A 19896-nucleotide genomic window follows, 5' to 3' on the forward strand; every position below is an offset into this window, starting at 1 on the left:
TCAGGTCCCCGACACCAAGCGAGGCCGCGGCGGGAATGCGACGCCGTCGTACAGGTCCGCCAACGCCAGGGTCATGCCGAACTCTGGCAGCTCGATCGTCTGGTCGAGCCCGGCGACGAGTTGGCGCTGCCAAGCCCTGTCCGCGTCCCGGCGCCAGAGCGCGATCTCGGGGGCGTTCGGCTCGACCAGCAGGATCACCGCGAGGCTCGCGACCGTCCTGTATTCTTCCAACCTGTCGAAGGCATCGAAGTCACGGGTCGAGGGCGACAGGACCTCGACGACCAGCCGCGGTTCCGCTGCCGTCAGCCCGTTCGGGTCGCGGGCGCCGCGATCGACACCGAGGTCTGGACGGCGGATCTGGCCCGGCAAGGTCTCGACGCTGCCGTCACCGGTGAAGGGCCGGCACGGCGTCCCGCGCAGCCGGGTACGGAACTCGACCACGAGGTTGACCACGATGTCGTCGTGGACGTTGCGCGCACTTAGCCTCAGGCGGACCGGCACCCCGCCGACCAGCTCGTAGCGCTCGTCCTGGCGCTCCTGCCAGGCGAAGAACTCCTGCACGCTCCAGTGCCGCGGCGCGGGCTCCGACATGCGATGCCCTCCCGGGCTTAGGGGTTTCGAAATGAAGGCTGGCAATCTCGATGGTAAAACGTCTGCTCTTTGCGATCAAAAATAAGCGCGGGATCCCCTCTCCAGGCGATACCGGGCTTGCCCGGTATCGCTGCAAGGTTTGGGAGAGGGGTAGGGGCGATCGGAGATCGCGCGAGGGTGGCTCGGGCTCAGAATAAAGCTCCAACCGTGGAGATGCGCAGCTTGACGTTCAGTGCGTGATCCTGAAACCGAGCCACCCTCACGCGGGATCTTCGATCCCCACAGCCCCTCTCCCACACGGGAGAGGGGAGTCGGCGCTATTCTTGAACGTTGGCGAGAACGGAAGCCGTCCTCACCCCCGCAACGCCGCCGCCACCGCCGCCTTGTCGAACCCGGTGAGCCCGATCACCACCAGCGTCCCGTCCCGGTGCTCGCCCGGGCGCCAGGGCCGGTCGTAATGGTGGGCGACGCGGCGGCCGACGCCCTGGACGACGAGGCGCATCGGCTTGTCGGCGACGGCGCAGAAGCCCTTGATCCGCAACACCCCCGCCACCTCGGCGGCCTTCGAGACGCGGGCGGCCAAGTCGTCGGGCGACCCGGCGGCCGTCACGGGGAGCGCGACGCTCTCGAAATCGTCGTGGTCGTGGTCCTCTTCCGTCTCGTGGTGCGAGGGCCGGGCGGCGAGGTCGTCCTCGGCGGCCGCGTTGAGGCCGAGCAGCACGCGGGAATCGAGGGCGCCGTGGGCGGTCTCGACGAGCTTGACCGCGCGGGGCAGGTGCGCCTCCACCTCGGCGCGGACCCGGGCCCGCTCGCCCTCGTCGAGGAGGTCCGACTTGTTCATCACCACGAGGTCGGCGCAGAGGAGCTGGTCCTCGAACACCTCCTCGAGCGGGTTCTCGTGCTCGACGCTGGCATCGGCCGCGCGTTGGGCGGCCAGCGCCTCCGGGTCGTCCGCGAAGGCGCCCGAGGCCACTGCCGGGCCGTCCACCACCGCCACCACGCCGTCGACGGTCACCCGCGAGCGGATCGCCGGCCAGTTGAAGGCCTGGACCAGGGGCTTCGGCAGGGCGAGGCCGGAGGTCTCGATCAGGATGTGCTCGGGCGGCTCCGGACGGTCGAGGAGCTTGTTCAGGGCCGGCACGAAGTCATCGGCGACGGTGCAGCAGATGCAGCCGTTCGGCAGTTCCACCACCGCGTCGGCGTCGCAGCCCGGGATGCCGCACTCGGCCAGCAGCGAGCCGTCGAAGCCGACATCGCCGAACTCGTTGACGATGATCGCGAGGCGCCGGCCGTCGTTGTGCTCGATGGCGTGGCGCACCAGCGTCGTCTTGCCGGCGCCGAGGAAGCCCGTGACGATGGTGCAGGGAATCTTCTTGAGGATGGTCATGGCTCAACCGGCGCGGGAGGGATGCGGGCGACGACGCCCTTGCGGAATTCCTGCGGACGCTCGCGCCAGGGCACGATGCCGTCCGGGGTCCCGGCATAGAGGCCGACGCCGTCGAGGATGATGTCGGCGGAGATCGCCGGGTCGAGGTCGCCGTAGATGTAGGTCCAGCGGCCGGGGCTCGCGACCGCGACCGTGCAGGGCCGCTTGCAGACCGAGAGGCATTCCACCGGCTCGATCCGCACGGGCGCGCCGGGCCGGGCCGCGAGCGCTTCGGCGAGCGCGTCGTGCAGGCGGGCACCGGCGCGGGGGCCGTCCGCCGGATCGGCAGCGTCGCGGCAGGTGGTGCAGACGTAGAGCGTCACGGGATCGCTCACGCGGCCACCTCGCTCCGACGCGCCACGCTCTTCGTCCCGGCGACGGCACCCCAGGCCCAGCCGAAGGCGAGGCCGAGCACCGCCCAGAACGCGAAGGCGACCGCCAGCGACCGGGCGGCGAACTGCGCCGCGTAGACCGGCGGCATCGCGGAGATCTCTTCCGGCCCGTGCGGGGCGCCCCAGAGGTGCGGCGCGACGATGAGGGCGAGGCCGATCGCGATCGCGGCGGGCCGGCGGCGGATCGCCACCAGGTAGAGGCCGATCGCGGTGGCGAGCGCCGTCGCCACCCACCAGAGCTGGCGCGATTCGAGGGCGGCGGCCGCGGCACCGGGCAGTTCCGGCGGCAGCCCCACCGCCGGCGCGAGGCTGGCGGCGAGGAAGCCGCCGATGCCGAATGTCAGCGCCTCGGACGGCGTCACCTCGCGGCCGGTCGCGACCAGCACCGCGCCGAGCAAGAGCGCGTAGCCGACGCCGCTCACCAGCGTCGCGAGGGCCGTGAAGGCGAGGCGCGGCAGGCCGGGCGCGGGCTGCCATTGCGCCTCGGCCCCATGGTCGTGGCCCGCATGAGCCAGCACGATCAACGGGTTGGCGAAGGCGTGGGGAGCCGGCACGGCGCTCTCCGCCGTCTCGTACTTCTCCGCCGCCAGGATCAGCGGAGAGGTGAGGGCGAATTGCAGAACCGAGGTCACGCACGCGGCGAGGAAGCCGGCGACCAGGGCCGCGGCGAGCAGACGTTTCGTCATCGTGGGATCACCTGCACGACCAAAGGGCCGCGGGCCCGCGGCCCCTCGGGGCGCAGGCCGCGCGGCTTTTAAGAGGGTCGGGCCCTGGTCAGTGGCAGGGGAAGTTGTGGGCGTGGCGCCAGTCGTGCGCGGCGTTGTGCAGGGCGACCACCGGCGCGAAGCCGGAGACGAACAGGAGCCCGATGCCGAGCGTGGCAGCCAGGAGGACGGCGCTCAGGCGCTCGCCGGCGAGGGCGGGGGAGAGGGACCGGGTGATCGCGACCATGACGAACTCCTGCCGCCCCACCGGCGGCGTCGAGAGAAAGGGGTGACGGCAGGTCTCCTGGCTCGCGGTGTCTTGCCGGCCCACCGCCTTCCCGGATCGCTCCAGTGGCCGATGGCGGACCGTGTGCGACCGCTCACAGTTGCGGGGGCAGCCGCGGCATACCGGAAGAAGCCCGGCTCCCGCGTTCCCTTTTCACCTCGTCGCCGAGGCACCGTCGTGCGCGACCCTAGCCGGTCGCCTGCGGGCTTGCAATCGGCGCGGCCTGCCGCGACACCTCCGCCCCCGAGTTTTTCGCGGCCCCGCGTTGTCCGCCAGATGAGGAGATGTCCGTGCCGGATCCGGACCGCGCCGCCCCGCGCCTGACCCTGGTGCTGGGCGGCGCCCGCTCAGGCAAGAGCCGCTACGCGGAAGGGCTGATCGAGGCGCGGCCAGGGCCCTGGCGCTACGTCGCGACGGCGCAGCCTTTCGACGACGAGATGCGCGCGCGCATCGCCGAGCACCGCGCCCGCCGGCCTCCGCCCTGGGAGACGGTGGATGCGCCGCGCGATCTGCCGGCGGCGATCGCCCGGGCGCCCGCCGGCCGGCCGGTGCTGGTCGATTGCCTGACCCTGTGGCTGACCAACGCGATGCTGGACGAGGCGGCCGACCTCGCGGCGGAGACCGACGCGCTGGTCGAGGCCTGCCGGGCGGTGGCGGGGCCGCTGGTGCTGGTCTCGAACGAGGTCGGTTACGGCATCGTGCCGGAGAACGCGCTGGCCCGCCGGTTCCGCGACGAGGCCGGGCGCCTGCATCAGCGCCTCGGGGCGATTGCCGACCGGGTGGTGCTGGTGGTGGCCGGCCTGCCGATGATCATCAAGGGAGACGTGCAATGAGCGACGACGAGGCGGCGCGCCATCGCGCCAAGATGGAGAAGCGCAAGGCGGTGCAGGACGCCGAGGTCGCGGGCAAGACGATCGAGAAGGGCCTGCTGATCGTCCATACCGGCCCCGGCAAGGGCAAGTCGACCGCCGCCTTCGGGCTGATGCTGCGGGCGCTCGGCCGCGGCTGGCGGGTCGGGGTGGTGCAGTACATCAAGGGCGCCTGGGAGACCGGCGAGCGCTTCGCGCTGGAGCGGTTCCAGGATCAGGTCGCGTGGCACACGATGGGAGAGGGCTTCACCTGGGAGACCCAGGACCGCGACCGCGACGTGGCGGCGGCCCGCGCCGCCTGGGCGAAGACCGAGGCGCTGATGGCCGATCCGGCGATCCGGCTCCTGATCCTCGACGAGCTCAACATCGCCCTGCGCTACGATTACCTGCCGCTCGCCGAGGTAGTGGAGGCATTGAGCCGGCGCCGGCCGGACCTGCACGTCGTGGTGACGGGGCGCAACGCCAAGCCGGAGCTGATCGCGGCGGCCGACCTCGTCACCGAGATGGGCTCGGTGAAGCACCACTTCGCGGCCGGGGTGAAGGCGCAGGAGGGCATCGAGTTCTGATTGCGAGTTCTGGTTGCGAGTTCTGATTGACTGCGACGGCGGCACGGGGCTACAGGCTCGGCCATGACCAGCGCCCGCCCGACCGGATTCTATTATTCGCCGCGCACCTAGCGGCGGAGTGCTCGTCATCTCTCAACCGCTGCGACGTGTCGGCGGTTGAGGCTTTCAGGATTTTCCGGCCCGCCGACCTCGCCCCAGATCCGAGGTCTCCCGTGCCGTCCTCTCCCATCCCGCTCCCCGCCCTCGGCCTGATCGGCTTCGGCGCCTTCGGCCGCCTCGTCGCCACGCATCTGGCGCCGCTGTTCTCGCTGCGCGTCCACGATCCCTTCGCACCCGCTTCGGCCTTCGCGGCGGCGGGAATCGAACCCTGCAGCCTGGAAGACGCCGCGGCCTGCCCGATGGTGATCCTGGCGACGCCAGTCCCGACCCTGGCCGGGGTGGTCCGGGACATCGCCCCGCACCTGCGGCCGGGCGCCCTCGTCCTCGATGTCGGGTCGGTGAAGGTGCGGCCGGCGCAGATCATGCGGGCCGGCCTGCCGCCTTGCGTCGACATCGTCGCGACCCATCCGCTGTTCGGGCCGCAGAGCGCGCGGGACGGCCTGCGCGGCCTCAAGATCGCGGTCTGCTCGGTGCGGGGCGACCGCGCCCGACGGGTCGGCGCCTTCCTGCGGCGGGCGCTCGGGCTCACCGTGATCATGACCACGCCGGAGGCGCATGACCGCGAGGCGGCGGCGGTGCAGGGCCTGACCCACCTGATCGCCAAGGTGCTGGTGGCGATGGAGCCGCTGCCGACCCGGATGACCACCCGCAGCTTCGACCTGGTGATGCAGGCCGTCGGCATGGTCCGGCACGACGCGCCGGAGGTCTACCACGCCATCGAGCGCGAGAACCCTTTCGCGGGCGAGGTCAGGCGGCGGTTCTTCGCGCTGGCGGCGCAGATGGAGGGGGAGTTGGGGGAGGTTGACGGTGCCTTGGAACGGCGTGTCCAAGTATAGCACGTCCCCCTCTCCTGAGGGGGAGAGGGGATCCCGCGGCTTCTCGTCGTCGGGGTGAATGTGGATTAGGGCGAATACCCTACTCCCCCGCAGCCTCTTCCGCCGCCCGGGCCCGCTCGCGGCGCTTCTCCATCGCCCGCACCGAGAAGATGGACGCCTCGTAGAGGAGCAGCATCGGGATCGCGAGCGAGAGCTGGCTGATCACGTCCGGCGGGGTCAGCACCGCGGCGGCGACGAAGACCAGCACGATCGCGTAGCGCCGGCGATCCTTCAGGAACTTCGAATCGATCAGCCCGATCTGGCCGAGCAGGGTCAGGATCACCGGCAGCTGGAACGCGATTCCGAAGGCGAAGATCAGCGTCATGATGAGCGAGAGGTACTCGTCCACCTTCGGCAGGAGTTCGATCGTGGCCTCACCGGGCTGGCCGATCTGCTGCAGGCTGACCGAGAACTTGATCAGCAGCGGCATCGCCAGGAAGTAGACGACGAGGGCGCCGAGCAGGAAGAAGACCGGCGTGGCGACGAGGTAGGGCAGGAAGGCCCGGCGCTCGTTGCGGTACAGGCCCGGCGCCACGAAGGCGTAGAGCTGGGTCGCCACGACCGGAAAGGACAGGAAGCCGGCGCCGAACACGCTGAGCTTGATGTTGGTGAACACCTGCTCGAGGAAGTGGGTCGCGATCAGCCGCGCCTTCTCGGCCCCCACCACGGTCACGTAGGGGTGGACCAGGATATTGTAGATGTGCTGCGCGAAGAAGAAGCAGACGAAGAACATCACCCCGAAGGCGAGCAGCGACTTGATCAGCCGCGAGCGCAGCTCGATCAGGTGCTCGATCAGGGGTGCGCGCGAGGCCTCGATCTCGGCTTCATCGGCCTCGGTCATCATGCGGTCGGGCTCGTGCTGGCGGTGGGGTGAGGCGAATCGGGGGCGGCGCGGGCCGCGTCGGCCTTGAGCTGCGCGGTCGCCGCGGCGAGGGCCGAGACCGACGGCTTCTCGGCCGCGGGCTCCGGAAGCGCGTAGGCCGGAGGGGCGGCGGGATCGACCGGTTCCGGGTCGATCGGCGCAGGATCGATCGGAGAAGGCGGCTCCGGCAGCGCCGCGTACGGGTCGGCGACGAGGGGATCGGTCCCCGGCATCGCCGTCGTCGCGGGCTTCGGCACGCCGTCGACGGCGCCCTTGATCTCGTTGCGGATGGTCTGGACCGGGTTGAAGCCGGTCGACGTCGCGGAGGAGACGCTGCGGTTGATGCCCTCGACCTCGCGGCGGACCTCGTCGAGCTCCGCCTCGCGCATCGCCTCGCTGAACTGGCTCTGGAACTCGCCGGCCATGCGCTTGAGCCGGGCGGTGACCTGGCCGACGGTGCGCAGGGCCTTGGGCAGGTCCTTGGGGCCGATGACGACGAGCGCGACGCCGCCGATCAGCATCACCTCGCCCCAACTCATATCGAACATGGCGTGACGGCCCTGCTACTCGCGCGGCGCGACTCTTGAGCGGGCGCCTCGCGCGGGCTGTCTAGCACGCCGGTGCGCCGGCGCCAGTCACCGTCGCGCAGGTTCCCGCCAGGAGACGTCCCTGCGGGAGCGCAGGGCTGGGGGCACCTGTCGGGAGGACCTGCAAGGAGCGCGCAAGGCGCGGAGGCGGGCCGGCGGCCGCGCGCTCCCGCGCGGAGAATGGTGACGGACCGCTCAGCCGACCTTGCGGTCGACGGTCGGCTCGGTGGTGCCGACCGGCGGCATCTGCGCGGTCGGGACGTGGGTCGGTTGAACCGGGGTCGGCTGCACGTGGACCGGCTGGACCGAGGTCGGCTGCACGACCGGGGGCGCCACCGGCACAGGCGGGACCTGCGCGTGGGGCACCTGCGCCGTCGTGGCCGGGGCCTGGTCCTCGTCGGCCATGCCCTTCTTGAAGGCCTTGATGCCCTTGGCGACGTCGCCCATCAGGTCGGACACCTTGCCGCGCCCGAACAGCAGCATGATGATCACGCCGACGACGATCCAGTGCCAGATACTCGCGCCGCCCATGGTTCTCTCCCGCGCGGCGTTCACGTCGCCGCGGCACTCTCGCGGGGCGTCGTGCGGACGCCCCAAACCTCTGTTCCCGCAGGCCCAACGGCGATCCGAGCGCCTGCGGTGCGGCCGGAACGTAAGGACGGCAGGAGGCGAAAACAAGCGTTTCCTCGGGGGTTGGCGGAATGCCCCACCCGGGAATTCAGTCCGCCGCGGCGTCGCCGGGGGCCAGTGGATCCTCGTCGGGCCCGGCCACACCCGGCTGCGGCACCCGGAAGCCGGCCGGCAGCCGGCCCTCGATCAGGCCGAGGCCCTTCAGCTCGTCGAGGCCGGGCAGGTCGGAGACGGCGTCGAGGCCGAAATGGTCGAGGAAGGCCGGGGTGGTGCCGTAGGTCACCGGCCGCCCCGGCGTGCGGCGGCGGCCGCGCAGGCGCACCCAGCCGGTCTCGAGCAGCAGGTCGAGGGAGCCCTTTGAGGTGCTGACACCGCGGATCTCCTCGATCTCGGCCCGGGTCACCGGCTGGTGATAGGCGACGATGGCGAGCGTCTCGAGGGCGGCCCGCGACAGCTTGCGCGCCTCCGGGACGCCGCCCCGCAGGGCGGGGGCGAGGTCGGGCGCGGTGCGGAAGGCGTAGCCGCCGGCCACCCGCGCGAGGGTGATGCCCCGGAGCGCGTAGGCGTTCGCGATCTCGGCGAGCACGGCCCGAATCTCGGTGCCGGGCGGCAGCCGGGCGGCGAGGTCGGCTTCGGAGAGGGGTGCGGACGCGCAGAAGATCAGCGCCTCGGCGAGCCGGGCGGCCTCGGAGGGGGGAGGCGGGGTGTCGGTCCTCGCCAAGGTTTTCGTCACCCGGCTCACGGTCCGGCGGCGCGGATCTGGATCGGCGCGAAGGGCCCGTCCTGGCGCAGCAGGATCTGGCCCTCGCGGGCGAGCTCTAGCACCGCCGAGAGCGAGGAGGCGCGCACGGTGGCGCGGCGCTTCGGGTCGGCGAGGTACTGGGCGAGGCAGGACTCGAGGTCGGTCCAGTCGTCCCGCGGGCCGATCAGCCGCTCCAGCGCGGCGCGGGCATCGACCAGGGACCACACGCTGCGCGGCGGCAGCGTCACCTGCGCCCTTGCCTGCTCCTGGCGCTGGCGGGCATAGGCCGCGATCAGGTCGTGCAGGGTGACGGCGAAACCGCCCGGCGCGGCGACGGCGGGATCCGGCGGAGCGGCGCCGCGGCCGAAGACGTCGCGCCCGAGCTGGGCCCGGCCGGAGAGCATCGCGGCGGCGGCGCGGATCGCCTCGAGGCGGCGCAGCCGCAGGCTCAGGGCCTCGGCGAGGTCGCCGGCGGCGGGTTCGGGGCCGCGGGGCGGCGCCGGCAGCAGCAGGCGCGACTTCAGGTAGGCGAGCCAGGCCGCCATCACCAGGTAATCCGCCGCCAGTTCCAGCCGCAGGCGGCGCGCCTCGTCGATGAAGGCGAGGTACTGCTCGACCAGGGCCAGGATCGAGATCCGGGCGAGGTCGACCTTCTGGCGCCGGGCCAGTTCGAGCAGCAGGTCGAGGGGCCCCTCGAAGCCGTCGACGTCGACCACGAAGGCCGCGCCGTCGGCGGCGTCCCCGGCCTCCGTAAAGTCGTCGGCCAACGCGGCCGCCACCTCAGGCCGCGGCGGCGAGCCCGGCATCGAGGCGGGCGCGGGCCTCGGCCGGGTCGAAGGCCGGGGCGGCGGGGGTCAGGCGGGCGAGCGCGGCTTCCGCCCGGCGCAGGGCCTCGCCGGCGAGGACGGGAGCGGCGGCCGCCACCTCCTCCATCTCGGCCCGGACGCCGTTGCAGTGCAGGCCGATGTCGCAGCCGGCCCGGAAGGCGGCGGCGGTGCGATCCCGGAAGCTGCCGGAGAGGGCGTTCATCGACAGGTCGTCGGTCATCAGGAGGCCGTCGAACCCGATGCGGCCGCGCACGATCTCGCGGATCACCGTCGCCGCGGTGGTGGCGGGATTCTCCGGGTCGAGGGCGCGGAACACCACGTGGGCCGACATCGCCATCGGCAGGTCGGCCAGCGCCCGGAAGGGCCGGAAGTCGTGGGCGTCGAGGTCGTCGAGGCTCGCCTCGACCACCGGCAGGGCGTGGTGGCTGTCGGCCCCGGCGCGGCCGTGGCCGGGCATGTGCTTCATCACCGGCAGCACGCCGCCGGCCATCAGCCCCTCGGCCACCGCCCGCCCGAAGGCCGCGACCACCGCCGGATCGGTGCCGTAGGCCCGGTCGCCGATGACGTCGTGGGCGCCCGGCACCGGCACGTCGAGGACCGGCGCGCAATCGACGTTGATGCCGACCTCGGCGAGGTCGTGCGCCATCAGGCGGGCGCCGAGACGGGCCAGCATCGGCCCGGCCTCCGGGCCGCCGGCACGGAGATAAGCCCGCCCGGACGGATAAACCGGCCAGTGCGGCCGCGTCATGCGCTGCACCCGGCCGCCCTCCTGGTCGATCAGGATCGGCGCATCGGCCCGGCCGACGGTGTCGCGGAGCGCCGCCGTCAGGGCGCGGACCTGCTCGGGCGTCTCGACGTTGCGCTTGAACAGGATGAAGCCCCAGGGCCGCACCGCGCGGAAGAAGGCGGCCTCCTCGGGGCTCAAGGTCGGGCCGGCGCAACCGAGGATCAGGGCAAGGGTCATCGACGGCGGCTCTCGGCGGTTGAGAGGAGGGGAACGATCGCGCGGTCCCGTCCGGTGCCCCTGGCGGGCGCCGACGATTCGGGAAACGCACGGCGCAAAGAACGGGTAATTTAGGCGATTCGCCGGCCCCGGCTGTCGGCGATGCGCCACAGCCGGACGGTTTTCCGACGCCAGGTCCGCGACCGCCAAGTCCGCGACCGGAGGTGCCTCGACGCGCGAGGCCCCCTGCGGCCCGGGTCTCGACGTCAGTTCTCGACGTCGATTTTCGACGTCAGTTCTTGGCGACGAAGCAGGCGGCGCCCGCGGCCTTGAGCTTGCCGCACAGGCTGTCGGCGCTGTCCTTCGCCATCGGCCCGACGCGGACGCGGTAGATCGACTTGCCGTTGACCTCGGCCTGACGGATCAGCGGCGACTGCCCGCCGAGCACGGCGCCGTAGCGCTCCTGGGCCTGGCGGAACGCCACCTCGGCCTCCTTCTCGGTGGCGCGCACCGAGAGCTGCACCGAGAAGCCGCCGACCGGCGCCTGGGGCGTCGGCACCGCCTGGGTGGTGGTCGGCGCCTCGGCGGAAGCGACGCGCTGCACCGGCTTCGGCCGCGGCTCGGGGACCGGGGTCTCGGCGGCGGGCGCCTCGGCGATCGGGGTGCGGGACGCGGGGGCGGTCGCGACGGTGCGCGGGCCGCGCGGGGTGACCGGCGCCGGGGTCGAGCCCGTCGCCTCGCTCGGCAGGGTCATGGTCGGGATCGGCGAGGCCGCGGGGGCCTGGGCGGCCTGCGCGGCGGCCTGGGCCGCGCGCTGGGCCTCGGCCGGCGAGGGCTCGGGCCGGACCGAGACGGTGCGCACCCGGCGCGGCTCGCCGAGGGATTCGGTCAGGGCGTTGCCCGGGGTTGCGGGCGTCGCCGATGCGCCGGCCTCGGCGGCGAGCGAGCGGGCCGCCTGCTTGACGTCGAGGGGCTGCTCCTCGCGGTTGACGATGCGGATCTGCCCGTCCTTGGCCGGCGCGGTCGCGGTGCGCTCGTAGATCTGCTTGTTCTGGTCCGGGATCTCGACGCCGCCGGCATTCTGCGGCGCCACCTTGAGGGGCGTCTGGTCGGCCACCACCAGGATCGGCGCGCCGGAGCGGCTGTGGTGGAAGGCCTTCCAGGTCAGCGCCCCGCCGATCGAGGCCGCGACGATGCCGAGCGCCGTGCCGACGAGGGCGATGCGCCGACGGCCCCGCGGCCGCGGCTCGGGGTTCGTCTCCGGCTCGGCGGCGGGCGCCGGCTCGGAATCCGTCTCGCGCTCGACCGCGGCGAGGTACTGGTTGAAGGCGGAAGCCGGGGTATGCGCCGGCATCGGCGCCCCGAGGGTCGGCTCGGCGCGGGTGGCGGACAGCCCGGATTCGGGCGAGGGCGCCTCGCCGTAGCTCGGCATCACCGGCTCGACGCGGCCGCGCGGCGGCTCGGCGGCGCGGGTCGCCTCCTTGGCTTCCTTGGCCTCGAGCAGGGCGCGGAACGGATCGTCCTGGCCGACGATGCGGGCGAGCTCGGCGAGGGGGTCGGGCCGGGAGCCCGGATGACCCTGGCGGGTGGGAGCCGGCTGCCGATCCTGCTCGTAGCCGTCGTAATCGACGGGAACCCGGGAAGCATTGGTCGTCATGGCAGCACCATCCTGTTCACCCTCGCGTCACCTCACCGCGCTCGGGCCCGGCTCGGCGGCACCGGCCGCCGCTCCCGATATGGGAAGGGCGGCCGTCAGATCCCATCGCTCGCGTCACGCCGCGGCATCACCTTGCGGCATACCGCGACGTCCGGTCGCGCTCCGGTCCCCGGGGCGAAGCCTCAGCGCATCTCGTCGGGCGCACCGACGCCGAGGATCCCGAGATTGGACGCGACCACACCCTTCAGGGCAGCGACGAGGGCCAGCCTCGCCTCGGTGGACTTTCTGTCGGTTTGATTAACAAACCGTAATTGCGGCAAGTCTTTGCCCTTGTTCCAGAAACTATGGAACGCGCTGGCCAGCTCGTAGAGGTGGAAGGCGACGCGGTGCGGCTCGTGGGCGGCGGCGGCCGCCTCGATCACCCGCGGCACCTGGGCGATCAGGCGCATCATCTCGAGCTCGCCCGGATCGGTCAGGCCCGAGAGGTCGGCGCCCGCGAGCGCGGCCGGCGACAGGTCGAGGTCGGGGAACGCCTCGCGAGCCTGGCGGAACACCGAGGCCGCGCGGGCATGCGCGTACTGGACGTAGAAGACCGGGTTGTCCTTCGACTGCTCCACCACCTTGGCGAGGTCGAAATCGAGCGTCGCGTCGTTCTTGCGGTAGAGCATCATGAACCGCACGGGGTCGCGCCCGACCTCGTCGATCACCTCGCGCAGGGTGACGAACTCGCCCGCCCGCTTCGACATCTTCACCGGCTCGCCGCCGCGCAGGAGCCGCACCAGCTGGCACAGCTTGACGTCGAGGACCGCCTTTCCGTCCGAGACCGCCTTCACCGCCGCCTGCATGCGCTTGACGTAGCCGCCATGGTCGGCGCCGAGCACGTCGATCAGCTCGACGGCGCCGCGCTCAACCTTCGCGCGGTGATAGGCGATGTCCGAGGCGAAGTAGGTGAAGCTGCCGTCGGATTTGAGCAGCGGCCGGTCGATGTCGTCGCCGAAGGCGGTGGCGCGGAACAGGGTCTGCTCGCGATCCTCCCAGTCCTCCGGCAGCTGGCCCTTGGGCGGCGGCAGCCGGCCCTCGTAGACGAGGCCCTTGGCACGCAGGTCCGCGATCAGCGCCGCCACCGCGCCGCCGTTGCCACCCTCCTGGAGCGTGCGCTCGGAGAAGAACACGTCGTGGTGGATCCCGATCGCCGCGAGGTCCTCGCGGATGCGGTCCATCATCCGGTCGATGGCGAAGTCGCGCACCGGCGCCAGCCACTCGCTCTCGGGCTGGCCGAGGAGCGTGTCGCCGTATTTCTCCTTCAGCGCCTGCCCGACCGGCACGAGATAGTCGCCCGGATAGAGGCCTTCCGGGATCGTCACCGTCTCGCCGAGCGCCTCGCGGTAGCGCAGGAAGGCCGAGCGGGCGAGCACGTCGACCTGCGCGCCGGCATCGTTGATGTAGTACTCGCGCGTCACGTCGCGGCCGGCGGCGACCAGGAGGTTCGCCAAGGCGTCGCCGAACACCGCGCCGCGGCCGTGGCCGACATGCATCGGCCCGGTCGGGTTGGCCGAGACGTACTCGACGTTGACGCCGCCCGGCATGGGCGCGCCGCGACCGTAGGCCTCGCCCTCGCGCAGGACCGCCCGCACCACCTCGGCGTAGATTTTTGGATCGAGCCGCAGGTTGATGAAGCCCGGCCCGGCGACCGCGGCGTCGGTCACGCGAGGATCCTGGCGCAGCTCGGCGGCGAGCGCCTCGGCCAGGGCCTTCGGGTTGGTGCGCGCCTCCTTCGCCAGCACTAGGGCGGCGTTGGTGGCGAGGTCGCCGTGGCTCGGATCGCGCGGCGGCTCGACGACGACGCGGGCGCGGTCCAGCCCCTCCGGCAGGGTGCCGGCGCGGGTGAGCGTCTCGAGCGCCTCGCCGATGCGGGCCTCGAAGGCGGCGAAGATGTTCATGCGTTGACCAGTTCTGCAAAGTTCGGGCCGGAGGCGGGGGTGAGCCGCGCTCAGGCGCGGGGCTCTTCTCACGGCGGGGCGGGCGGCTGCAAGCGGGGCGGTTCGAGCGGGCGTTCCGCTCCTCCCTTGTCGCCGCCGGGCCGATGCTGCAAAGCGTCCTGGCGTCATCGCCGGACCCTCCGGCGCCCTGAGAAATACGATTCGGACCGCGCCATGCACGACATCCGGGCCATCCGCGACAACCCGGCCGCCTTCGACAAGGGCCTGACGCGCCGCGGGCTGGAGCCGCTCGCCTCGGCGCTGATCGGCCTCGACGACGATCGCAAGGCGGCGATCTCGGCGGCGCAAGCGGCCCAGGAGAAGCGCAACGCCCTGTCGAAGGAGATCGGCGCGGCCAAGAAGGCGAAGGACGAGGGGCGGGCCCAAGCGCTGATGGCGGAGGTCGCCCGGCTGAAGGAGGAGGCGCCGGCGCTCGACGCCGCGGCGGACGCTGCCGGCAAGGCCCTGGCCGAGCGCCTGGCGGCGATCCCGAACATTCCGGGTCCGGACGTGCCGGAGGGCCGCGACGAGCACGACAACGTCGAGAGGAGCCGCTTCGGGGGGCGCGGGCTCTCCCAGGAGGGCCGCCAGCATTTCGAGCTCGGCGAGGCCATGGGCCTGATGGACTTCGAGACCGCCTCGAAGCTCTCCGGCTCGCGCTTCGTGGTGCTGAAGGGCCAGATCGCCCGGCTGGAGCGGGCGCTCGGCCAGTTCATGCTCGACCTCCACACGGCTGAGCACGGCTATACCGAGGTGGTCCCGCCGCTCCTGGTGCGCGACGAGGCGATGTTCGGCACCGCCCAGCTGCCGAAGTTCCGCGACGATCAGTTCGCGGCGGTCCAGGGCTCGCCCGAGATGGCGCAGGAGAGCGGCGCACCGAACCGCTGGCTGATCCCGACGGCGGAAGTCCCGCTCACCAACCTCGTGCGCGAGTCGATCCTCGCCGAGGACGAGCTGCCCTTGCGCTTCACGGCCCTCACCCCCTGCTTCCGGGCCGAGGCCGGGGCGGCGGGCCGCGACACCCGCGGCATGCTGCGCCAGCACCAGTTCAGCAAGGTCGAGCTCGTCTCGGTCACGGCGCCGGAGCGCTCGACCGAGGAGCACGAGCGGATGCTGGCCTGCGCCGAGGCCGTGCTGAAGCGCCTCGACATCCCGTTCCGGGTCGTCACGCTCTGCACCGGCGACATGGGCTTCGCCTCGGCCAAGACCTACGACATCGAGGCCTGGCTGCCGGGCCAGAAGACCTATCGCGAGATCTCGTCCTGCTCGGTCTGCGGCGACTTCCAGGCCCGCCGGATGGAGGCGCGCTACCGCCCGAAGGAGGGCAAGGGCGTCGCTTACGTCCACACCCTCAACGGCTCGGGCGTCGCGGTCGGTCGCGCGCTGATCGCCGTGATGGAGAACTACCAGAACCCCGACGGCAGCGTCACGATCCCGTCGGCCCTCGCGCCCTACATGGGCGGGCTCAACCGCATCGAAGGACACCGGTGATGCGCATTCTCGTCACCAACGACGACGGCATCCACGCGCCGGGCCTGCGCTGCCTGGAGGAGATCGCCCGTGAGCTCTCGGACGACGTCTGGGTCGTCGCGCCGGAGACCGACCAGAGCGGCGTGTCGCACTCGCTGTCGCTGAACGACCCCCTGCGCCTGCGCCAGGCCGGCGAGAAGCGCTTCGCGGTGAAGGGCACGCCCTCCGACTGCATCATCATGGGCATCCGCCACATCCTGAAGGAGCACGGGCCCGACCTCGTGCTCTCGGGCGTGAACCGCGGCCAGAACGTCGCCGAGGACGTGACCTATTCGGGCACCATCGCGGGCGCCATGGAGGCGACGATCCTCGGCGTGAAGGCGGTCGCGCTGAGCCAGGCCTACGGCATCGGCAGGCGGGCCAACGTGAAGTGGCACACGGCGGCGAAGCACGGCGCCGCGGTGGTGCGGCGCATCCTGGAGGCCGGGATCGAGCCCGGCATCCTCGTCAACGTCAATTTTCCGGATTGCGAGCCCGACGACGTCAAGGGCATCGCGGTGGCGGCGCAAGGCGTGCGCAACCAGGCGCTGCTCGCGATCGACGAGCGGGTCGACGGGCGCGGCAACCCGTATTTCTGGCTCGCCTTCGCCAAGGCACGGTTCGAGCCGGGCCACGGCACCGACCTGAAGGCGATCGCCGACGGCAAGATCTCGGTGACCCCCTTGCGCCTCGACCTCACCGACGAGCCGACGCTGACGCGCTTCGCCCAGGCCCTGGCGTGACCCAAGTCGATGTGACCCACGAGGAGGCGCCGGACGGGTCCGGACGGGAGGACGCCGAGGCGGCGTCCGGCGCGGTCGAGACCGCGGCCTTCGTGCTGGGCCTGCGCGCCCGCGGGGTGCGCGACGCCGCGGTGCTCGGCGCGATGGAGCGGGTGCCGCGGGAGGCCTTCGCGCCGCTCGCCTTCCGCGATCTCGCCCGCCGCGACCTCGCCCTGCCGCTGCCCTGCGGCCAGACCATGACGGCGCCGAGCGTCATCGCCACGATGCTGGCGGCGCTGAACCCGCAAGGGGCGCGGGTGCTCGAGGTCGGCACCGGCTCGGGCTACGCCACGGCGCTGCTGCTGCGTCTCGGCGCCGCCGAGGTGGTCAGCCTGGAGCGCTACGCGACGCTCGCCCGCAACGCCCGCTCGCGCCTCGACGCGCTCGGCTTCGGCGCCGCGATGGTCGGGCTCGCCGACGGCTGCGCACCGCCCGAGGAGGCCGGCAGCTTCGACCGCATCCTCGTGAACGGCCGGCTCGTCGACCTGCCCCAGGCCCTCATCGCGCGCCTCAACCCGGGCGGGCGCCTCGTCGGGGCGCTCGGCACCCCCGCCGGGCCCCGCCTCGTCGCCATCGCGCAGGAGGCCGACGGCCCCTGGCGGCAGGTGCGCGAGACGCCGCTGCGCATCGGCCCGCTGACGCCCGGCCTCGCGGCCACTCTCTGACCGGGCCGCCACTCCACCCCGCCTAGGCCGGAATCCAGCCCTCAGCGTGAAGGCAAACAACCGCCCCGCAACGGAAGCTTAACCTGAATCCGCTTTGAATCCACATCATACGGTTGCGTGGATGTACGGGTGCGTCGATGCCGGAACGCGGGACAGGCAAGGGGATGCGGGCGCTGTCGCGCTTCGCCCTCATCGGGCTGATCGGGGGCGCTTCGGCGGCCTGCAGCACCGATGCGGTGCGGCTCGACCCGTTCTCGAACCCGTTCTCATCGAGTGCGAGCGGGGATCCGGGGGCCACCGGCAGCCTGCCCGAGGGCGGGGCGGTGGCGCCGGCGGTACGCTCGACGCCGATCCAGTCGCGGCCGCTCTCGGCCCCGCTGGCCGCCGCACCGCTCTCGAACCGTCAGGTCTCGACCCCGGTGCAGACGCCGCGGGTCGCCGCGGCGGCCCCGGTGACCGGCGGTCCGGCCGGCTGGTCGGCCGCCGGCGGCACCACCATCACGGTCGGCGCCAATGACAGCCTGAACCAGATGTCGACCCGCTTCGGCGTGCCCTCGGCGGCGATCCTCCAGGCCAACGGCCTGTCGAGCGCCTCGCAGGTCACCGCCGGCCGCCAGATCGTGATCCCGGTCTACCACGCCGGCGGCGCCCCCGCGATGAGCGCCCGGACCGTCCCGGCGGCGCCCGCGCCGCGGATGCCGGTCGCCGAGACGCGCCCTGCCGAGCCGGTGCGCCGGGTCGCCGAGGTCGCGCCCCGCCCCGAGCCGGTGCGCCGCGAGCCTCCGCGCCGCGAGCCGGAGCCGGAACCGGCCCCCGAGCCGGTCCGCAAGCCCCATGCCCGCCCCGGCCAGGCCGAGGCGAAACCGGTGGCGCCCGCCGCCGCCGAGCGCGCCGCCAAGCTGAACCACCGCAAGCCCGAGCCGCGCGAGGAGGACGAGGAGAAGGTCGCCGCCAAGCCGCAGCGGCCCGAGCCGAAGGTCGCCGCCAAGTTCGAGGCCAAGCCGGAATCCAAGTCCGTCGCCAAGGTGGCGGTGCGCCAGCAGGACGACGAGGAGGAGACCGTCGCGGCCAAGAAGCCCGAGCCGAAGGCCGCCAAGGCGCCCGAGAAGAAGCCGGAGCCGAAGGTCGTCGAGAAGGCGAAGCCCGAGGTCCGGAAGGTCGCCGAGGCGAAGGTCGAGCCCAAGAAGCCGGAGATCCACAAGGTCGAGCCGAAGAAGGCTGAGACCAAGGTCGAGGCCAAGGCCGAGGTGAAGAAGCCGGAGCCGAAGCAGGCCGAGGCGCCGAAGCCCGAGGTCAAGAAGGTCGCCGAGGTGAAGCCCGCGCCCGCGCCGAAGCCCGAGCCGGTCAAGCCGGTGAAGGTCGCGGCCCTGCCCGAGAAGGCGCCCGAGCCGGCCCCGGCTCCGGCCGTCGCCCCGGCGGCGCCCGCGCCCGATCCGCAATCGAGCTTCCGCTGGCCGGCCCGCGGCCGGGTGATCTCGGGCTACGGCTCGAGCGGCAACGAGGGCATCAACATCGCGGTGCCCGAGGGCACCCCGGTGAAGGCCGCCGAGGAGGGCACCGTGGCCTATGCCGGCAGCGACGTGAAGGGCTACGGCAAGCTGGTCCTGGTGCGTCACTCCAACGGCTACGTCTCGGCCTACGCCCATAACGGCGAGATCGACGTGCGGCCCGGCGAGAAGGTGAAGCGCGGCCAGACCATCGCCAAGTCCGGCGCGTCGGGCAACGTCACCTCGCCGCAGCTCCATTTCGAGATCCGGAAAGGGGCCACGCCGGTCGATCCGGTGCCGCACCTGGCGAGCAACTGAACTTGGCGAGCAACTGAACCTGGCGAGCAACCGAGTTCGAACCGATCGAGGAGGGGAGGCGGGGCGCGCGAGCGTCCCGCCTTCTCGCGTTCAGGGAGGCGTCGGCGCGGGCCGGTCCGCGGCGAGACACCGCCGCTGCGCCAACCCAACCCGGACCGCGGCCCGCGCCGCCCGCGTCCCGGGCAGAGCCACGGTCTCCCCGGCGAGGATGCGGGCCTTGAGCGCGACCAGCGCCGGATCCCCCCAGCGCGCCAGCCAGTCCTGGAACGCGGCGTGGCGGTCCCGGTCGTAGCCGCCCTCCGTCAGCGGATGGGGCGGGTGTAGGTGGATCACCGGGGCGAGGCCCGCCGGGATCGGGGCGGTGGCGGCGTGCAGGCGGCCCTGGCGCAGGAGCTTGTCGAACCACTGCGCCCGCGGCCCCGGATGCGCGTCGGGCAGGCGGACCTCGATGCGGACGCGGTCCGAGGCCGCCACGAGCGTCGCCCCGAGCGCCGACAGGCGCTCCCAGAGGGCGGCGTCGGCCGGGCGGCCGCAGGCGGCGCGCAAGATCGGGATGGCGGCGCCGCGCACCCGGGCGAGGAGCCGGACCTGGCGCGACGGCAGTCCGAGGCAGAACAGCACGCGATCGCGATCCTCGGACCGCGCCGCCGCGTCGTCGGGGCCGCACTCGCTCACGCCCGGGGCAGGGCAGGGCGGCAGGTCGGGAAGCGGCCGGCACAGCGCGAGGGCCTGGCTCCAGGACTCGTCATCGAAGGCCGTCTCGTAGGCCACCGGCACGAGGGTGTCGGCCCCCGCCAGGATCAGGGCACCGCGGGGCGTGACGAGGCCGGGGCGCCCGCCGTGCGGGGGCTCCGCCGCCTCATCGGAATCGCGCCGGAAGGTGGCGCCCGCCCCGTAGCCGCCGAGGCTCCAGGTCACCGCCGGATCGGCGAGCGCCCGTGCCAGGACCGCCCGGAGGGCGGCCGGATCCGTCGAAGGCCGGACCGACAAAGGGTCTTCCCCGCCTTGAGCGCAGCGCAGCAAACCGCTACCTCTTCGGG

Annotated in this window: 21 protein-coding genes and 1 riboswitch; of the genes, 7 read left to right on the top strand and 14 right to left on the bottom strand. The window is 72.8% G+C overall.

The genetic code is table 11. The features are described 5' to 3' along the window. The 5 genes from DK412_RS10535 to DK412_RS10555 all read right to left on the bottom strand — a co-directional run bounded on the left by DK412_RS10535 (position 1) and on the right by DK412_RS10555 (position 3360). Positions 1-591: a Uma2 family endonuclease gene (locus DK412_RS10535; RefSeq protein WP_109971916.1), complete on the bottom strand. Its 591-nt coding sequence runs from the start codon at positions 589-591 to the stop codon at positions 1-3. A gap of 352 nt (positions 592-943) precedes the next feature. Continuing rightward, positions 944-1978, bottom strand: a complete 1035-nt coding sequence (gene cobW / locus DK412_RS10540) for a cobalamin biosynthesis protein CobW (RefSeq protein ID WP_109971917.1) — start codon at positions 1976-1978, stop codon at positions 944-946. After that, the gene (locus tag DK412_RS10545) at positions 1975-2352 is read right to left on the bottom strand and encodes a DUF1636 domain-containing protein (RefSeq protein WP_109971918.1); all 378 of its coding nucleotides are present in this window, start codon (positions 2350-2352) and stop codon (positions 1975-1977) included. The genes cobW and DK412_RS10545 overlap by 4 nt, the downstream gene beginning before the upstream one ends. Next, positions 2349-3095, bottom strand: coding sequence for a CbtA family protein (locus DK412_RS10550; RefSeq protein ID WP_109971919.1), 747 nt, complete (start codon positions 3093-3095; stop codon positions 2349-2351). Before DK412_RS10550 ends, DK412_RS10545 begins: the two co-directional genes overlap by 4 nt. A gap of 88 nt (positions 3096-3183) precedes the next feature. Continuing rightward, the gene (locus DK412_RS10555) at positions 3184-3360 is read right to left on the bottom strand and encodes a CbtB domain-containing protein (protein ID WP_109975183.1); all 177 of its coding nucleotides are present in this window, start codon (positions 3358-3360) and stop codon (positions 3184-3186) included. A 29-nt stretch (positions 3361-3389) separates the two neighbouring features. Then, positions 3390-3591: riboswitch (cobalamin riboswitch) on the bottom strand. 128 nt (positions 3592-3719) lie between these two features. Here DK412_RS10555 and cobU point away from each other — a divergent pair. The 3 genes from cobU to DK412_RS10570 all read left to right on the top strand — a co-directional run bounded on the left by cobU (position 3720) and on the right by DK412_RS10570 (position 5829). Beyond that, entirely contained in the window at positions 3720-4232 is a 513-nt protein-coding gene (gene cobU / locus DK412_RS10560; protein WP_245447737.1) for a bifunctional adenosylcobinamide kinase/adenosylcobinamide-phosphate guanylyltransferase, read from the top strand. Further along, positions 4229-4834 carry a cob(I)yrinic acid a,c-diamide adenosyltransferase gene (gene cobO, locus DK412_RS10565; RefSeq protein ID WP_109971921.1) on the top strand — a complete coding sequence of 202 codons (606 nt, stop codon included), beginning with the start codon at positions 4229-4231 and terminating at the stop codon, positions 4832-4834. The genes cobU and cobO overlap by 4 nt, the downstream gene beginning before the upstream one ends. Before the next feature lie 212 nt (positions 4835-5046). Beyond that, positions 5047-5829 carry a prephenate dehydrogenase/arogenate dehydrogenase family protein gene (locus tag DK412_RS10570; protein WP_204165541.1) on the top strand — a complete coding sequence of 261 codons (783 nt, stop codon included), beginning with the start codon at positions 5047-5049 and terminating at the stop codon, positions 5827-5829. Between the two features lie 79 nt (positions 5830-5908). Here the strand turns inward: DK412_RS10570 and tatC are convergent, their stop codons facing one another. From tatC to argS, 8 genes are all read right to left on the bottom strand, one after another. Then, positions 5909-6712 carry a twin-arginine translocase subunit TatC gene (gene tatC / locus DK412_RS10575; RefSeq protein ID WP_109971922.1) on the bottom strand — a complete coding sequence of 268 codons (804 nt, stop codon included), beginning with the start codon at positions 6710-6712 and terminating at the stop codon, positions 5909-5911. Next, positions 6709-7278 (bottom strand): Sec-independent protein translocase protein TatB, encoded by a 570-nt coding sequence (tatB, locus tag DK412_RS10580; RefSeq protein ID WP_109971923.1) that lies wholly within the window; start codon positions 7276-7278, stop codon positions 6709-6711. Before tatB ends, tatC begins: the two co-directional genes overlap by 4 nt. Before the next feature lie 234 nt (positions 7279-7512). Then, positions 7513-7848: a twin-arginine translocase TatA/TatE family subunit gene (locus DK412_RS30920; protein WP_245447547.1), complete on the bottom strand. Its 336-nt coding sequence runs from the start codon at positions 7846-7848 to the stop codon at positions 7513-7515. 187 nt (positions 7849-8035) lie between these two features. Further along, positions 8036-8668 (bottom strand): SMC-Scp complex subunit ScpB, encoded by a 633-nt coding sequence (gene scpB, locus DK412_RS10590; RefSeq protein ID WP_245447549.1) that lies wholly within the window; start codon positions 8666-8668, stop codon positions 8036-8038. Positions 8669-8685: 17 nt separating this feature from the next. Further along, positions 8686-9456 carry a ScpA family protein gene (locus DK412_RS10595; protein ID WP_245447551.1) on the bottom strand — a complete coding sequence of 257 codons (771 nt, stop codon included), beginning with the start codon at positions 9454-9456 and terminating at the stop codon, positions 8686-8688. Positions 9457-9469: 13 nt separating this feature from the next. Next, positions 9470-10480 (bottom strand): beta-N-acetylhexosaminidase, encoded by a 1011-nt coding sequence (gene nagZ / locus DK412_RS10600; protein ID WP_109971926.1) that lies wholly within the window; start codon positions 10478-10480, stop codon positions 9470-9472. Between the two features lie 271 nt (positions 10481-10751). Then, the gene (locus tag DK412_RS10605) at positions 10752-12116 is read right to left on the bottom strand and encodes an SPOR domain-containing protein (RefSeq protein WP_109971927.1); all 1365 of its coding nucleotides are present in this window, start codon (positions 12114-12116) and stop codon (positions 10752-10754) included. Positions 12117-12298: 182 nt separating this feature from the next. Continuing rightward, positions 12299-14056 (bottom strand): arginine--tRNA ligase, encoded by a 1758-nt coding sequence (gene argS, locus DK412_RS10610; protein ID WP_109971928.1) that lies wholly within the window; start codon positions 14054-14056, stop codon positions 12299-12301. Positions 14057-14269: 213 nt separating this feature from the next. On the opposite strand from argS, the gene serS reads away from it, so the two are divergent. From serS to DK412_RS10630, 4 genes are all read left to right on the top strand, one after another. Next, the gene (serS, locus tag DK412_RS10615) at positions 14270-15586 is read left to right on the top strand and encodes a serine--tRNA ligase (protein ID WP_109971929.1); all 1317 of its coding nucleotides are present in this window, start codon (positions 14270-14272) and stop codon (positions 15584-15586) included. Then, positions 15586-16347: a 5'/3'-nucleotidase SurE gene (gene surE, locus DK412_RS10620; protein ID WP_109971930.1), complete on the top strand. Its 762-nt coding sequence runs from the start codon at positions 15586-15588 to the stop codon at positions 16345-16347. Before serS ends, surE begins: the two co-directional genes overlap by 1 nt. Then, positions 16344-17051: a protein-L-isoaspartate O-methyltransferase gene (locus DK412_RS10625; RefSeq protein ID WP_348629384.1), complete on the top strand. Its 708-nt coding sequence runs from the start codon at positions 16344-16346 to the stop codon at positions 17049-17051. The genes surE and DK412_RS10625 overlap by 4 nt, the downstream gene beginning before the upstream one ends. A 164-nt stretch (positions 17052-17215) precedes the next feature. Then, the gene (locus tag DK412_RS10630; RefSeq protein ID WP_245447553.1) at positions 17216-18856 is read left to right on the top strand and encodes a peptidoglycan DD-metalloendopeptidase family protein; all 1641 of its coding nucleotides are present in this window, start codon (positions 17216-17218) and stop codon (positions 18854-18856) included. A gap of 90 nt (positions 18857-18946) precedes the next feature. On the opposite strand, the gene DK412_RS10635 is transcribed toward DK412_RS10630, so the two are convergent. Further along, entirely contained in the window at positions 18947-19846 is a 900-nt protein-coding gene (locus DK412_RS10635; RefSeq protein WP_109971932.1) for a hypothetical protein, read from the bottom strand. Positions 19847-19896 lie beyond the last annotated feature (50 nt).

Source organism: Methylobacterium sp. 17Sr1-1 (genome assembly GCF_003173775.1).
Lineage (GTDB): Bacteria > Pseudomonadota > Alphaproteobacteria > Rhizobiales > Beijerinckiaceae > Methylobacterium.